The sequence below is a fragment of the Paenibacillus faecalis genome (genome assembly GCF_900289175.1).
Classification (GTDB): Bacteria; Bacillota; Bacilli; order Paenibacillales; family Paenibacillaceae; genus Paenibacillus_AQ; species Paenibacillus_AQ faecalis.
In genome coordinates this window covers 4409132-4424053 of sequence record NZ_LT985747.1, presented here as the reverse complement: position 1 = coordinate 4424053, position 14922 = coordinate 4409132, and the positions used below count along the sequence as shown (strand labels likewise).

The following is a 14922-nucleotide window of genomic DNA, read 5'->3' as shown; positions in this document are numbered from 1 at the left end:
CCACATCCGCACGCTGGAAGCTTCGATCGGTGTGAAAAGTCTACGAAGCCCGGCCCAGCTTACAAGGAAAGAGCTGTATTTGCATTTTTCACATCGTTAGCTAGCAGCTGATTCAGATCGTATGCCGGGTATAGTCCCCGTTCATACATGAAGTTAAAGACTTTGGCGTGTAGCATGATCGCATGGTTCAATTGTCTTGTTAGTGTTTCTCGAAGCCTTGGCGTTGCTGTTTCCGTTATGGCAATGGCATAGGAACGCACGGAAGTTTTGGCGAATCCAAGCAGCTGCCCAGCGTAGAATGCAGTCATGTCCACGCCTACTGCTCTATTGTGATAGCACTGAGGCGCTTCCGGATAATATTGCAGCAGCTCTTTCAGATTCTTTTCTATGCTTTTGATGGCCTCAACATATAATGCATGAAGTTTTGTGTCTTTAATATCATTCACAGACATCTTAAAGTTAATCAAGTTGTTAGACTGGTATGCAGTTAATTCATGAATTTCTAACGTTTCATGCCAGGCTAAATGCTCAGGTGTATGTTTACTTGTCACTTCAATCCCTCCAACTTCAATATGCTTTAGCCTATTCATGGGCTTCGGGATGTGTACCTGAAATAAATTTAGTTGGAGACCACGTTATAAATCCTGGGATAGACGAACCATATCATATAACCTCATGCCGTTTTCATAAATTTCCTCATCATAATGACGAATAAAGAAATCACGATCGATGCTGATCATACGGAAGCCGCATTTTTGATACAAGATCAGCTGATGAGCCCCGGTACTTCCTGTTCCAACTTCGATTGTGGCAAACCCGAGCTGTCGTGCGGTCTGCACGGCGTGGTTGACCATCTGTTTGCCGATACCTTGTCCATGAAGAGATTGTTCCACAGCAACATTAACCAGTTCCACCGTTTCGGGACGGGTTGGCAGCAGTACGTACACACCAACGACTCTTCCCTCTCGTTCAGCTACGAAGCATTGACCGCGCTGTATGTACTGTCGAACAAGTCTCTCCGAGGGGTCCGCTAACAACAGCAGATTCATTGGGGGCGATTCATTTGATTCCAGCTTGCGTATCGTAATCAATTTTTTTTCATCTCCTAATTATACGGATCAATATGAGGTTTACAGGGTTATTTTAGCACAAGAGACCAGAGGAATTTAGAGGAATCAAGGCCGCAGTATGTTTATCGTATGTCACCGGAATCACATTAAATGGGCTTCTCGAATATATTGTTTGCAAGAATGCTCCGTCCAAGGAGCAGGGGTCTTATGACCAATGCTCCTGACAGAGGCAGTCTTAGGATTAGGAATAATATTATTTTAATTTGCTCTTTTTGGAGATGGTGCGTTTTTTATAAACGCCCCACTGAATTTTACTCTTCTTAAATCTATATTTTTTGGATTTGTTACCTAAAGATTTGTCGCCGTGCGACTTGTGTCCGTGTGATTTATCGCCGTGCGACTTGTGTCCAAAAGATTTATCGCTGTGGGACTTATTGCCGTGGGACTTGTGCCCGTAGGGTGTGTATCCAAAAAAATTATCGCTGTACGATTTATGCCCGTGTGATTTGTGTCCATGTGATTTGTCACCGTGCGACTTATGCCCATGTGATTTGTGACCGTGGGACTTATCACCATGCGACTTATGCCCATGTGATTTGTGACCGTGGGATTTATCACCATGCGACTTATGCCCATGTGATTTGTGACCATGGGATTTATCACCGTGCGACTTATGCCCATGTGATTTGTGACCGTGGGACTTATCACCATGCGACTTATGCCCATGTGATTTGTGACCGTGGGACTTATCACCATGCGACTTATGCCCATGTGATTTGTGACCATGGGATTTATCACCATGCGACTTATGCCCATGTGATTTGTGACCGTGGGATTTATCACCATGCGACTTATGCCCATGTGATTTGTGTCCGTGGGATTTATCACCGCTGGAATTCATTCCATCCATCATTTTGTAGATTTGCTCATTGATACTGTACATGTTGAAAGCCATTCGTTCTTCTCCTTTCTGTAATTTTATTAGATAAAGCATGATGGCAGAAGCGAAGAGATTGTTAAGCTTCTATCTTCCAACACGTCTATCTGTAATATATTTATATGTTCACTTGCTAGAATGTGATTGGTTCAATGTAAGAGAGAAAATAAAATCAACGTAAGCCTATCAGTGTTTAGGAGGTGGCTTTGTGGGATTGCCGATTTATCAGATTTTTATTGATAAAAAGGAGTATGAGGTTTTAAAAAGCGATATTTGGTCGGACAACTTCGTTCGGGCGCAAATGCTGCTCAAGGGCAAGAAAATCCCAATTCGAATACGCTATCGCGGTGGACACACCCGTGAGTATCCTAAAAAGTCGTATGAAATTCGCACGCCGAACAGGACATATCATTTTAATGCTGAATATGACGACCCTTCCATGATACGAAATGCTCTTTCTTTCCGCTTTTTTCACTCCATTCATGTGCCAAGCCCTGACACCAGGCATTGCGTGCTTTACATTAATCATAAAAATGCAGGGGTTTATCTTCAGATCGAAGGGGTGAAAACACCTTTTTTTCGAAGGCGTGGCATCCCGGTACAAAGCATCATTTATGCGGTGAACGATAATGCGGATTTTACCGATAAGGGGCAATCTAAAAAAACGTATTTCTCCGGTTACAGATTAATTAAAGGCAAGAAGGCCGATCGCATCAAGCTGTCTCGGTTTATCCATAACATCCATGTTTATGAAGGTGAACCGTTACAGCGTTATCTGGAACGTCATCTCGATATCGACAATTTTCTTCGATGGTTAAGCGGAGCTGTACTTACAGGCAATTATGATGGATTTAGCCAAAATTACACATTGTATGAGCATCGTACAAGGAAGGTATATCAGATGCTTCCGTGGGATTATGAAGGGACATGGGGCAGGAATTGCTACGGCAAGTTGGTGGACTCAAATCTCGTAAAAATTCATGGTCACAATAAGCTGACGGAGAAGCTGTTGTCTTTCCGGGATTATCGTCAGCACTATAAAGGTCTTTTATCCCATTTTCTAGATACGGTATTTACGGTGCAGCACCAACTCCCCATCGTGTATAAGATGTATAAGAACATAGCAGATGATGTATATAAAGACCCCCATCAGAAGTGGAGCCAAACAATATTTGACGGCGAGCCGGATACGATTCGTCGTTATATCGAAAACAGGCGACGGGATATTGCGGACCAGCTGCGTAAGCTGGATGGATGAAGATGAACCGTGATCGGCTCATCTTTTTTCGTTATGCGTTAAAAAAGTAAAATTCGTTCCAAAATGAACATTTCTATTACTTAAAAGCACCTGGCAACTTTTCTAAAATATAAGAAAGCAGAAGTGCTAACCTCGCTTTTACTTGGCGTAAATGTTTGAAGTGAATTCGGCCAAGCAAAGTGCCCAGGAGGGAGAAGTATGAAACGAACGAACAGATCATTCCATCTTAGTATGGGAGCGAAGGAGCAAATTGCCGGTTATTTATTCGTGGCACCTTTAATGCTCGGGCTTCTCATTTTGACCTTGATTCCTGTCATCGGTTCCTTATTGCTAAGCTTTACCGATTGGAATTTTGTCGCAGGTATTGAGGCCATTAAATTCGCAGGCTTTAGTAATTTTGTGAAACTGTTTAATGACAGCGCATTCATCCAAAGCTTGATCAACAACCTGATCTTCATTATTACCGTTCCGGTCACGATGATGATTGCACTGGTGCTCGCTGTTTTGATTGATCGACATGTGTACTTAAAGGGCGCCTTTAAGGTAGTTTATTTTCTTCCTTATATTTCGAGTATCGTAGCGGTGGCTATGGTATGGCAGGTTCTGTTCCACCCGTCTTTAGGACCTGTAAACAATACTCTCATTTCCCTTGGGATTGATAATCCACCGAAATGGCTTGCGGACATTGATTTTGCACTGCCGTCTCTCATGATGATTCAGGTGTGGATTATGCTGGGATACAACATCATTATTTACATTGCGGGTTTACAGTCTATTCCGAAGGATCTGTATGAAGCCGCTGAGATTGACGGTGCAAGTACATGGAAGAAATTCCGCCGAATCACGCTGCCTTGCATATCGCCGACAACTTTTTTCTTGTTGGTCACGGGGATTATCGGCACCTTTAAAATATTCGACCTGATTCAGGTGCTTACACAAGGCGGGCCGGCTAACTCCACAACCGTTATCGTATATGAATTGTATGATACTGCCTTCAACCAGCTGAAAACAGGCTATGCTTCCAGTATGGCGCTGATCTTGTTCTTGATCTGTCTGGTGATCACAGGAGCACAAATGTTGGCTCAGAAAAAATGGGTGAACTATTAAGCGAACTCAGAAAGGAGATGCGTCATGAGGTTAAATGTTCCAAAACTAATCTGGACCATCATCATGGCTTTGATCGGTATTCTGTTCATTCTTCCGTTTGTTTGGATGCTGTCCACTTCCTTTAAACCTGAAATGGATGTGTTCAAATTTCCGATCGAATGGATACCGAGAAATTGGAATGTGATAGAGAACTATCAGGCTGTATGGAGCGGGCAGTTCGTTCGCTATTATTGGAACTCTATTTACATCACGATAACAACGGCCGTCATTAACGTTTTTGTATGTGCACTCGCCGCCTACGGCTTCTCCAAATTGAGATTTTGGGGCAGAGACGCCATGTTCGTCCTTGTTCTTGCCCTATACATGGTCCCGCCGCAAGCTTCACTTGTACCGCAGTTTTTATTGTTTAACTGGATGGATCTGATTGATACCCATGCCGGTTTGATCCTTTTGAACAGCTTTAGTATTATTGGAGCCTTTATGTTAAAACAATTTTTCATGGGTGTGAACAATGAATACATTGAATCGGGAAAAATCGACGGAGCAGGGTATTTCCGAACTTTTTGGCAGATTGCGCTTCCACTCATTCGCCCTGGTGTTGCAACGTATGCCATTTTAAGATTTATCTGGACATGGAATGACTATCAGTACCCGTTGATCTTCTTGAAGTCTAAAGACTTATTTACGATTCAGCTTGGCATTCGGCTGTTTGGGGATCAATACGGTGATGTGTATTCTCTAATGATGGCCGGTGCAGTTTCAGCGATATTACCTTTGCTTATTATTTTTGCAATTGGTCAGAAACAGGTCATAGAAGGGATATCACTTGGAGGTGTTAAAGGCTGAAAAAGTAAAAATCGTTTGTCATCCGTAAAAAATGGGAACTACGAAAAAAGTTGCGGCATGATAGGATGTTTTATGTAAGCACTTACAAAAGGATTCGATGTATAACGAATTTGAATTAATTAGAGGAGGGTCTGTATGAAAATCAAAAGATTATCAGCAATGTTGTTAAGCTTGTCTCTTGTGCTCGTGATTGCGGCATGTGGTGGCAACGGAAATAGTACGTTCTCAGAGCAGTCTGCTGCTCAGGACAACAATGATTCTTCAAGCAAGGAAGCAGCATCTGAACAGATCGTTCTGAAATTAAGTACATGGCAGACGGATGCAAAAGCACAGTGGAGCAAGATTATACCAGAATTTGAGAAAAAGCATCCCAATATTAAGGTGGAGCTTGATTTATTGAATGAAAAAGGCGACTCCATTGCTTCGATGCAGAAGCTTGATCTAATGGCCGCGTCAAATGATCAGCTGGATATCGTTGAACTTCCGTATACAAACTATTCGCAGCGGGCGGATATTGGACTGTTCGAGCCGCTTGACAGCTACATTGAAAAAGACGGTTATAAATACGAGGATGAATATTTAGTAGATACCCGAGTGAACGGCAAAATTTATGCTCTTCCGTCTTCGATGCAGCGCTGGTTTGTCATCATGAATAAATCCATGCTGGAAGAAGCCGGGCTGCCGATTCCGACAGATTGGACCTGGAAAGAGTTTGAGGAATACGCCAAAAAGCTGACGAAAGGTGAAGGTGCTGAAAAGCGATATGGGGCTTATTTGCACAATTGGCCGGATTATTTCCAACTGCAACTGATGAGCAAGCCATCCGATAATACGTTTTTAAAAGCTGATGGTACTTCCAATGCGAAGGACCCTCTGTTGAAAGCGAATCTGGAAATGATGAAGAGAATGATGCATGAGGATAAGAGTGCCAACCCGTACGAGGACATCATTTCGCAGAAGCTGGCTTACCGTAACCAGTATTTCAACGGTCTTGCAGCCATGCTACCTATGGGGGATTGGATGGTAGCGGAATCCGGAGGAACGGAGGCATTCCCGGCTAATTTTGTAACAGCATTTGCTCCGCTTCCTAAACTGGAAGGGGAAAGTAAACATTATTCTCCGGTTCAACCGACATATATGGCAGTGGCGGCAAAATCCCAAAACAAAGAGGCAGCCTACCAGTTTGTCAGATGGTATACATCCGAAGGATTGGAGATCGGGGGCCGGGTATTCTCAGGCTGGGCTAAATCCGATACGGAGAAGCTTGTGGATACGATCGTTAATTCCACGATGGACCCATCAAAGATCGATGTGGAATCTTTGAAATACACGATTAAAAACACAGTGCCAGGAACAGCTCCAGTACCTGTAAAATATGCGGAAGAAGCCAAAAACGTTGTGATTCCAGAAGCGGAGCAGTATATTTTGAATAATGAGGATCTGGACAAAACAATTGAGAACATTGATCAGAAAATTACCGAGGTTGTGAATAACAACAAGTAACCTGGTTTATACCCAGAGGTCAGCCGTTTAACTAGAGTTAAATAAAATGTGGATGTTTAAGGGAAAACTCAGGTTTTCCCTATTCCAATTCAATCCGATTTGAGGACTGCATTCTGTGATGATACCCAAATTTTCATTGCGAAAAAAATTGATTTGGTCCGCTTTGATATGTTTTCTTCTTCCGTTGGGTGGCATATATCTAATGACTCATTATTTAACGAAGGATCTTCTGCTTGATCGTGCTGTTGTCAGCTCTGAAGATGCACTGAGAGCTGTTCAGTCTGATGTGAATGGTGTTTTGGATCAGACGCTGGAACTGTCGAATATTGTACTTACCAATACGGAAATAAGGCAGCAGATTATTTCCGGGCATGAGAAGAGGGGAACCGAGGAGCAGAAGGATAGTTATCTGCTGAACTACAGCCGATTAATCCGATTTCTGGATGAGTTGTTTGGACAGCATGATGATTTTTATGTCACCATCCTTGGGAAAGACGATTTTACATATACCAATTATTCGCATAGTGATTTTGATCCTGAGCAGCTTTACAGGCAGCCTTGGTTTGATCAATTAAACCAAATCCCTTCGTTTTCTACATTTTGGGTTGGATTGCAGGAAAATTATTTTAACACGGTTCAACAGGAGGAATCTTATCTGGTTACGATCGGACGCCCGATTCGTACATCGTCCAACAGCGTTATCGGCTACGTGATCATCAGTGTCAATGAACGACAAATTCGTGATCATCTTATAAGAGGTGCAAGCTCGGATCAGGAGATGATGCTGCTGAATGAAGAGGGAAAGGTGATTTCTCATTCCGATCCGTCCCTGGTCGGAAGCGAAATGACCTGGTGGAACCAGGATAGGCACGCACGGACCATTGAAATGGATGGACAGGAATACGTGTATGCCGAGCAGTCGATTCGCGCTAATCCTTGGAAGCTGGTCAGCTTAATTCCGTTATCGTCAGCTATAGCCAAGAACAAACAAATTTTGTTGATCAGTTTTGGGTTACAGGTGCTTTTCTTTACGTTATTTTGTATTTTACTGACGATGCTGATTTCGGCATTTACGAAACCGCTTCGTCAGCTAAGTAGCTTTATTACCCGGATTGGCAGGGGACAGATGAATATACGCTCGGGTATTCGAGGGAACAATGAGGTCACTCTGCTTGCACGGACGATCGATCATATGCTGGACCGGATTGAATCGATGTTCGAACAGATTACGGTTGAACAGTCGAAGAAGCGAAAAGCGGAGCTGGAAATGCTTCAGGCCCAGATCAACCCGCATTTTATGTTTAATCTTTTGAATTCGATCCGATTTAATATTTTGACGAAGGGAGATGAGGAGAACGCGCAATTAATCGCCTCATTGTCCTCTTTACTCCGGATGACCATTAACCGTGACAATGAGTTTATCCCGCTTCAAGAAGAGGTGGAAACTATCCATCATTATATCCGGCTCATGAACTTTCGCCATGCTAATCAGGTCAGACTTGAAGTAAGTTATGAGGATGGATGCGAGCATGCATTGGTTCCGCGTTTTATGATTCAGCCTTTTATTGAAAACGCTATTATTCATGGATTTGAGCAGTTCTCAGGTGATATTTTTATTGAAGCGATACGTATTCGAGAAAAAGGGGAAGATCATCTTCGTATAACGATTCGGGACAACGGGATTGGTATGAGCCAGACCACACTTCAAGAACTTTATGCGGATATGAACCATACTCCAGATGCTGCAGTCGCTGCGAAAACAGGGTTTTCCGGTATTGGTGTGCGTAATGTGTTTCAGCGCCTTCGGTTGATTTACGGGTTTAACGCTCAGCTGGAAATTGACAGTGAGCAGGACGTAGGAACGAGTATCACTTTAAAATTTCCATTTGAAATGGAGAGAGGTGAGCATGGTGTTAACTGCGATTCTGGTGGATGATGATTATCCTGTTGCCCGTTATTTATCGCAAAGTATTTCCTGGAAAGAGCTCGGCATCGAACTGATCGGCTGTTATTCGAACGGTTTGGAAGCTTGGGAGAATACACAGCAGAATTTACCTGACATTGTAATTACCGATATCGGGATGCCCAAAATGAATGGTTTGGAGATGCTGGAGAAGTTTAACCAGGCAAATCCGCTGTTTCGAGCGATTATTTTGTCCTGCCACAATGAATTTGACTATGCCCAGCAAGCGATGAAATTAAAGGTGAGCGACTATATTTTAAAAGAAAGTTTAGATGTGGATCAGCTCCAACAACTGCTGCATACGATCTCGGTCGATTTGAGCAAGGAGAAGCATAGAGCTGCCGAGATGTTGATGTACATGCAGAAGGAGTCTTTGAACCGATCCGCATTAAAAGAACAATTGCTCAAGGATACACTGTATCAATTATCGTGGACAAAAGAAGCGTGGCTAAACCACGCTCAACTTAATGGAGTCGAGCTTGATGCTAGGTATTATCTGCCACTTGTGATTTATATTGATCGAATGTCTGAAGTTTCTGAAACCCGAAAAATGAACGATTACACGATTTCTTTTGCGGTTGAAAATGTTTTGCAGGAAGTGCTCGATTCCATGCATCGCAGCGTTATTTTCCGTCATAGCAACGGTGAATTGGTCGCATTGATCTGCTGCGATGATCCGGTCAAGGAACAGCAGATTTTGCATTATACGGCCCAGAAGGCCATCGCTGCCATAAAGCAGTATTTAAAAATATCAGTCACCTGCCTCCTGGGGCGGGAAGCTTCAGTTCCCGAGGATCTGCGGCTCATATTAATGCCTATGCTGAAGGAATGGAGTCACCGTTTTTATCTGGGAGAATCTCAAATTCATCGATTTGAAAGAGCCACTTTTTCGAGTGAGGATATGTATGCGGAATATGCTCTGTTCTTCTCGAAAATAAATGATAGTCTGGCTCTGAATCGACCTGAGCATGTAAACGAGATCGTCAAGGAATGGGCGACATGGGTCAGGACGAACCGATTTCATCCGGCTGATGTGAAGGAATGGGTGCTTCAGCTTCTCATGGACTTACAAATGAAAACCAAAGTTACATTGCAGGTTGAACACAGCATCTCCGAACAGAAGCCATATGACGCCATTAACGATATTCATTCGATGGAGCACTTACAGAGCTGGATTATGCGTTGCCTGACAGAGCTTTCCCGTCGATTAAGCGTATTGTCGATCCGCTCCAAGCGTCCCGAGATCATCCGGGCACAAAAATATGTCATTCAGCATGTGACCGAGAAATTAACCCTTGAGGAAATGGCAGGGTATTTGAATCTGAACTCAAGCTATTTCAGTCGCTTGTTCAAGCGTGAAACGAATCAAAATTTTATCGAATATGTCAATATGGTCAAGCTTCAGAAGGCGAAGCAATTACTACAGCAATCTAATATAACGGTCGAGGAAGTGTCGGATTATCTCGGATATGCCAACAAGAGCTATTTTATTAAATTGTTCAAAAGGGAAGTCGGCATGACGCCCAGTGAATTTACATCTTGGAATTCGCCCGTGAGAAGGGAAGGGAGTAAGGACTGTGGAGCAAATAGGTAAAAGGAAGCAGCACTTATCGTTTCGGACGAAGGCAGATTTGCAGAAAGCAGTTACAGATACGCTGGAGCCTTTAAAGCGGCATTTTACTCCAGGTTGCGCAGGGCTTGAACTTGGATTTACAGCCGCAATACATAATGAAGCCATTGCGCTTATGGAGGCCTTTGCCAGACCGTTATGGGGGCTTATACCTCATGCCAGCGGCGGCGGGGAATCGGATTTATGGCCCCTGTTTCTAAAGGGAATCATCAATGGCACGAATCCAGAGCATGAGGAATATTGGGGAGATTTCGTAACTCAAGACCAGCGGATGGTTGAACAGGCTGTGTTTGGATTGGGTCTGGCACTGGCTCCAGATAAGCTGTGGGACCCGTTAAATGAACGTGAAAAGCAGCAGCTGTACAAATGGCTGAATCAGATCAACCTTGTGGATCATTCCAACCCGAACAATTGGCTGATGTTCACGGTGCTTGTGAATGTCGGCTTCAAAAAGGTAGGTATGCCTTATAACCAGGCCATCATGGATGAGTATCTTGATACGATAGACACCTATTATTTGGATGACGGATGGTATTCTGACGGTAAGACCGATCAGCGGGATTATTACATCCCGTTTGCCATGCATTTTTACACACTGATCTATGCCAAGCTGATGGAGAATGATGATCCAGAACGTGCAAAGATTTACCTAGAGAGAGCCAAAACTTTCGCCAAGCAGTTCATTTATTGGTTTGCTGAAGATGGAAGCAGCCTCCCTTTCGGGCGCAGTCAAACGTACCGCTTCGCTCAGGTCGCCTTCTGGTGCGCGCTCGTATATGCCGGTGTTGAGCCGTTTTCGCTCGGTGTGATCAAGGGGATGATTATGCGCCATCTGCGGTGGTGGTTTGATCAGCCGATTTTTACGACAGACGGCTTGTTAAGTATAGGATATGCCTACCCTAACCTGATCATGGGGGAGAGCTACAACGCTCCCGGATCGCCTTATTGGGCGTTCAAATCGTTTCTTATTCTGGATTTACCCGATGATCATCCGTTCTGGTCAGTAGAAGAGGAGCCGCTGCCGAAGTTGAATCCGGTATCCATGCAGCCCCATGCCAGAATGTTAATTTGCCGGCCGGAGGATGATCGGCATGTGATGGCGCTTTGTTCCGGCCAAATGGCTAATTTTGATATGGCACATAGTGCGGCCAAGTATGCGAAATTTGCTTATTCCACGCTGTTTGGATTTAGTGTTCCGAAAGGGTACTATGGTTTGACACAAGGGGCCTATGATTCCATGCTGGCTCTCAGCGAATGCGATGAGCATTACCGTGTGCGGCGCTTTTGTGAGGAATACCGGGTTGAAGAACAGTTTGTGTATTCAAAGTGGCTCCCGTGGCAGGATGTTGAAATACAGACATGGCTGATTCCGGTAGGATTGTGGCATGTACGGATTCACCGCATTGACTCCAAACGACGTTTGGCTGCGGCCGAGGGCGGTTTTGCTGTAGGAAGGATGATGGACTTTGCTCTAAGTGAGACGGATGGGGTAAAGATAGCAGCAGATCGGGCTGTTGCCCTGATGCCTGGCGGAATTAGCGGTATCGTGAATATACAGGGTTATACTGGTGCGATCATGGTTTACCCGGAAGCCAATACGAATCTTCTCAAGCCGCGAACGATGATTCCTACGCTGACCGTTCAGCTGGAGTCAGGTGAACATGTGCTTATATCCGCGGTATATGGAGCAACAAACCGAGAGGAGAATGTGGTGCGATTTGATCTTGTGCCTATAGTGGACCACACCTCTGAGGGAAGAATCATCGTTACGGATGCTGAAACGAAGAGCGTTGTGTTTGATATGGAGATTTAGTTTTTAAAAGTGAGAGATCCAACGAAAGAAGGCGGAATTATTCTGGAGAAAAAAATCCGGGGGCAACAGCGATCGGAAGAATAACCCGTATTCGTAGTGATGCATAGACCAAGTTAATCGTTTTTAAGGAAGAGGAGGATGAACATGTGGAAAGCTGCAATTGAGGACGCGCTGCTGAAAATGAAACAAAATATAATGAAACATCCCGGAAAGCTACCCCATATAATTGAAGGTCAAAAATATGAATGGGGTGAAAATAACGACTGGATTGAAGGGTTCTATGTCGGCATGATGTGGCTCGCTTACGAGTTTGGGCATGATCCTTTTTACAAAGAGGCGGCAGAATCTTATCTGGCCAACTTTAAAGATAGACTAGATCGTCACGTTGCTCTTGATCACCATGACATCGGTTTTTTATATTCTCTGTCTGCGGTTGCTCAGTGGAAAATCACGGGGGATAACGCTGCACGCGAAGCTGCACTTCAGGCTGCAGACGTCTTATTAGCCCGATGGCGTCCTCGTATGGGAATCATACAGGCATGGGGAAAAGAGGGTGATCCTGAAAACGGGGGAAGGATGATTATCGATTGTCTGCTGAATCTCCCGCTACTGTTCTGGGCACATGCGCAGACAGGTGACGCCAAATATTACGATATTGCTTTAAAACATGCGCTGCAAAGCCAAAAATTTCTGGTGCGCGGAGACGGCTCCTCCTACCACACATTCTATTTCGATCCAGACAGTGGAAATGCGATTCGGGGCGGAACCCATCAAGGCTATCAGGATGGATCAACCTGGACGCGCGGTCAGGCATGGGGCATTTACGGCTTTGCCCTCGCCCACAGATATACTAAGCGTGATGATTTTCTGGACACAGCAAAGCGACTGGCGCGATATTTTATAAAGCGGATGCCTGAAGATGCTGTTGGATATTGGGATTTTGATGTGCCGGTTGAAGAGGGAACACCGCGTGACAGTTCGGCCTCGGCTATTACGGCTTGTGGTCTGCTCGAGCTTCTGGAGCTTATACCGGATGACGATCCGGATCGGTCTTCGTTCGAAGATGCACTGAACCGCAGCATGAAATCTTTGGTGGAACATTATTCGACCATGGATTTGCCGGATGCGGAAGGACTGCTGAAGCATGGCTCCTATCATGTGAGGGGGAACCGGGCCCCGGATGATTATATGATCTGGGGAGATTACTTCTATCTGGAGGCATTGGTTCGTATGGAGCGAGGAATCAAAGGGTACTGGTATGAATCCACGTGATGACGGTTAAAGTGAGCTGCAAAATTGAAAATGTATTCGTGAAGACTAAAAAAGCAGCTCGTTTCTCATTCGAGAGCGGGCTGCTTTGACTCTACAAGCATAGCCATTCGTTTCACATGGACTATAAACACGCCTTCGTTCTTGTGTTCAATAACGGGTCTAGGTACTGGTTCTCTTCCAGTGGGTAAATTCTAATAATCTATGTCCCATCCGATCACTCAATGTCTATTTCCAAATCTTTATAATAATATTTCATATCCTTTTCATTAATTTCCCGAATTACTCTGCAAGGATTGCCGACTGCCACTACATTGGCAGGTATATCCTTCGTGACTACACTTCCAGCACCGATAACTGTATTTTCTCCAATATGTACACCTGGAAGGATGACTGAGTTCGCTCCAATCCAGACATTATTTCCGATATGAATCGGAACATTGTACTGTGCTTGTTTGCTCCTTAACTTTGGATGAATAGGATGCGTTCCCGCAGAAACCGTAACATTTGGCCCAAACAAAACATGGTCGCCAACAAAAATATCGCAATCATCGACCAACGTCAAATTGAAATTGGCATATACATCATGCCCAAAGTGCACATTTTTCCCACCCCAATTTGCATGAAGGGGAGGCTCAATATAACAATTTTCCCCGATTTGGGCGAACATTTTCTTTAGCAATTGATCTCTTTTAGTCTGTTCGGTTGGACGTGTATGATTGAAATCATACAATAAGTCAAGGTGTTTCCTCTGCTCTGAAATTAAGGACTCATCGTTGCAATAATAAAGCTTTTGACTAGACATTCTTTCTTTAATTTCATTAAGCTTCATGTTCTTCTCCTCTTGTGCAATAATGATTGAAACCGTTTCATTGGTATTATACTAAACTTCCTTATTAATTTCTTGACACCGATCAATAGAGTATTCAGTTATATGTTTCAAAATGTAAAAAGTTCATATTTTCGGGTTGCAGTTGGCAACCTGAAAATATGAACTGACTTCGTACGTATCATTTTAAGATATATGTTCACCGTGTATCTGTCCATTTTGGCCGGGCGGAAACAAATGGTATACAGCATGACTGGATCATCCTGTAGTGATTTAATTCTCCTTTAGTTGAAGGTCCAGCTGATGCTGTGCAAATACCTCTTTCATGGCAGCTTTCGCTTCTTCTTGGTCAGGACCGTAAACATAGAGAAGATAGGTTTGATTGCGATAGAGTGTCATACTGAGACCCAGTAAGCTTTTGGCGTCAATGTAATGATCTGGTCCAACAACGAGCACGATGCTGGACGAGAATTCATTTGCTTTCATATTGATATCCACGATCGCTCGTATGCTGCTTTTCATAAAAGAATCCCCCGTTTCATGGAATGCAAATCGATAGATCTGCTATCGTTATCGGTATTCCCTTGGAATTCTGCGTGCCACCCCGGTTCGTATGGCTGCTTGAATGACAAGATCTCGTATGCCGTTTTCTGCTTGAAGAATAAAATGGCTAGCAATAATATAATCCTTGTATCTT

At 43.9% G+C, this 14922-nt stretch carries 13 protein-coding genes; 8 read left to right on the top strand and 5 right to left on the bottom strand.

Features of this window, described 5'->3' with window-relative positions; genetic code table 11:
• Positions 1-59: 59 nt before the first annotated feature.
• From C8268_RS20605 to C8268_RS20595, 3 genes are all read right to left on the bottom strand, one after another.
• Positions 60-590, bottom strand: coding sequence for a spore coat protein (locus tag C8268_RS20605; RefSeq protein WP_106769412.1), 531 nt, complete (start codon positions 588-590; stop codon positions 60-62).
• 45 nt (positions 591-635) lie between these two features.
• On the bottom strand, positions 636-1088 hold the full coding sequence (locus C8268_RS20600) for a GNAT family N-acetyltransferase (protein WP_106770049.1): 453 nt from the start codon (positions 1086-1088) through the stop codon (positions 636-638).
• A gap of 235 nt (positions 1089-1323) precedes the next feature.
• Positions 1324-2025 carry a DUF4779 domain-containing protein gene (locus tag C8268_RS20595; RefSeq protein WP_106769409.1) on the bottom strand — a complete coding sequence of 234 codons (702 nt, stop codon included), beginning with the start codon at positions 2023-2025 and terminating at the stop codon, positions 1324-1326.
• 190 nt (positions 2026-2215) lie between these two features.
• On the opposite strand from C8268_RS20595, the gene C8268_RS20590 reads away from it, so the two are divergent.
• The 8 genes from C8268_RS20590 (at position 2216) to C8268_RS20555 (ending at position 13399) form a co-directional block, all read left to right on the top strand.
• Positions 2216-3265 (top strand): CotH kinase family protein, encoded by a 1050-nt coding sequence (locus C8268_RS20590; RefSeq protein ID WP_234032924.1) that lies wholly within the window; start codon positions 2216-2218, stop codon positions 3263-3265.
• 198 nt (positions 3266-3463) lie between these two features.
• The gene (locus C8268_RS20585; protein ID WP_106769407.1) at positions 3464-4372 is read left to right on the top strand and encodes a carbohydrate ABC transporter permease; all 909 of its coding nucleotides are present in this window, start codon (positions 3464-3466) and stop codon (positions 4370-4372) included.
• Positions 4373-4396: 24 nt separating this feature from the next.
• Entirely contained in the window at positions 4397-5218 is an 822-nt protein-coding gene (locus C8268_RS20580) for a carbohydrate ABC transporter permease (RefSeq protein ID WP_106769405.1), read from the top strand.
• 135 nt (positions 5219-5353) lie between these two features.
• Positions 5354-6721 carry an ABC transporter substrate-binding protein gene (locus tag C8268_RS20575; RefSeq protein WP_106769404.1) on the top strand — a complete coding sequence of 456 codons (1368 nt, stop codon included), beginning with the start codon at positions 5354-5356 and terminating at the stop codon, positions 6719-6721.
• 202 nt (positions 6722-6923) lie between these two features.
• Positions 6924-8657 (top strand): sensor histidine kinase, encoded by a 1734-nt coding sequence (locus tag C8268_RS20570; protein WP_234032923.1) that lies wholly within the window; start codon positions 6924-6926, stop codon positions 8655-8657.
• Positions 8629-10278, top strand: a complete 1650-nt coding sequence (locus C8268_RS20565; RefSeq protein ID WP_234032922.1) for a response regulator transcription factor — start codon at positions 8629-8631, stop codon at positions 10276-10278. Before C8268_RS20570 ends, C8268_RS20565 begins: the two co-directional genes overlap by 29 nt.
• Positions 10262-12127, top strand: a complete 1866-nt coding sequence (locus tag C8268_RS20560) for a DUF2264 domain-containing protein (protein ID WP_234032921.1) — start codon at positions 10262-10264, stop codon at positions 12125-12127. The genes C8268_RS20565 and C8268_RS20560 overlap by 17 nt, the downstream gene beginning before the upstream one ends.
• A 144-nt stretch (positions 12128-12271) precedes the next feature.
• Positions 12272-13399: a glycoside hydrolase family 88 protein gene (locus C8268_RS20555; RefSeq protein ID WP_199794879.1), complete on the top strand. Its 1128-nt coding sequence runs from the start codon at positions 12272-12274 to the stop codon at positions 13397-13399.
• Between the two features lie 214 nt (positions 13400-13613).
• Here C8268_RS20555 and C8268_RS20550 read toward each other — a convergent pair whose 3' ends face one another.
• Positions 13614-14228, bottom strand: coding sequence for a sugar O-acetyltransferase (locus C8268_RS20550; RefSeq protein WP_106769399.1), 615 nt, complete (start codon positions 14226-14228; stop codon positions 13614-13616).
• Positions 14229-14498: 270 nt separating this feature from the next.
• The gene (locus C8268_RS20545) at positions 14499-14747 is read right to left on the bottom strand and encodes an HPr family phosphocarrier protein (protein WP_106769397.1); all 249 of its coding nucleotides are present in this window, start codon (positions 14745-14747) and stop codon (positions 14499-14501) included.
• Positions 14748-14922 lie beyond the last annotated feature (175 nt).

What these genes read in the sequence shown, in the direction of transcription:
- C8268_RS20605 (WP_106769412.1), bottom strand. Translation starts at nt 590, where the DNA reads ATGAATAGGCTAAAGCATATTGAAGTTGGAGGGATTGAAGTGACAAGT.
- C8268_RS20595 (WP_106769409.1), bottom strand. Translation starts at nt 2,025, where the DNA reads ATGGCTTTCAACATGTACAGTATCAATGAGCAAATCTACAAAATGATG.
- C8268_RS20585 (WP_106769407.1), top strand. Translation starts at nt 3,464, where the DNA reads ATGAAACGAACGAACAGATCATTCCATCTTAGTATGGGAGCGAAGGAG.
- C8268_RS20580 (WP_106769405.1), top strand. Translation starts at nt 4,397, where the DNA reads ATGAGGTTAAATGTTCCAAAACTAATCTGGACCATCATCATGGCTTTG.
- C8268_RS20575 (WP_106769404.1), top strand. Translation starts at nt 5,354, where the DNA reads ATGAAAATCAAAAGATTATCAGCAATGTTGTTAAGCTTGTCTCTTGTG.
- C8268_RS20570 (WP_234032923.1), top strand. Translation starts at nt 6,924, where the DNA reads ATGACTCATTATTTAACGAAGGATCTTCTGCTTGATCGTGCTGTTGTC.
- C8268_RS20565 (WP_234032922.1), top strand. Translation starts at nt 8,629, where the DNA reads ATGGTGTTAACTGCGATTCTGGTGGATGATGATTATCCTGTTGCCCGT.
- C8268_RS20555 (WP_199794879.1), top strand. Translation starts at nt 12,272, where the DNA reads ATGTGGAAAGCTGCAATTGAGGACGCGCTGCTGAAAATGAAACAAAAT.
- C8268_RS20550 (WP_106769399.1), bottom strand. Translation starts at nt 14,228, where the DNA reads ATGAAGCTTAATGAAATTAAAGAAAGAATGTCTAGTCAAAAGCTTTAT.
- C8268_RS20545 (WP_106769397.1), bottom strand. Translation starts at nt 14,747, where the DNA reads ATGAAAAGCAGCATACGAGCGATCGTGGATATCAATATGAAAGCAAAT.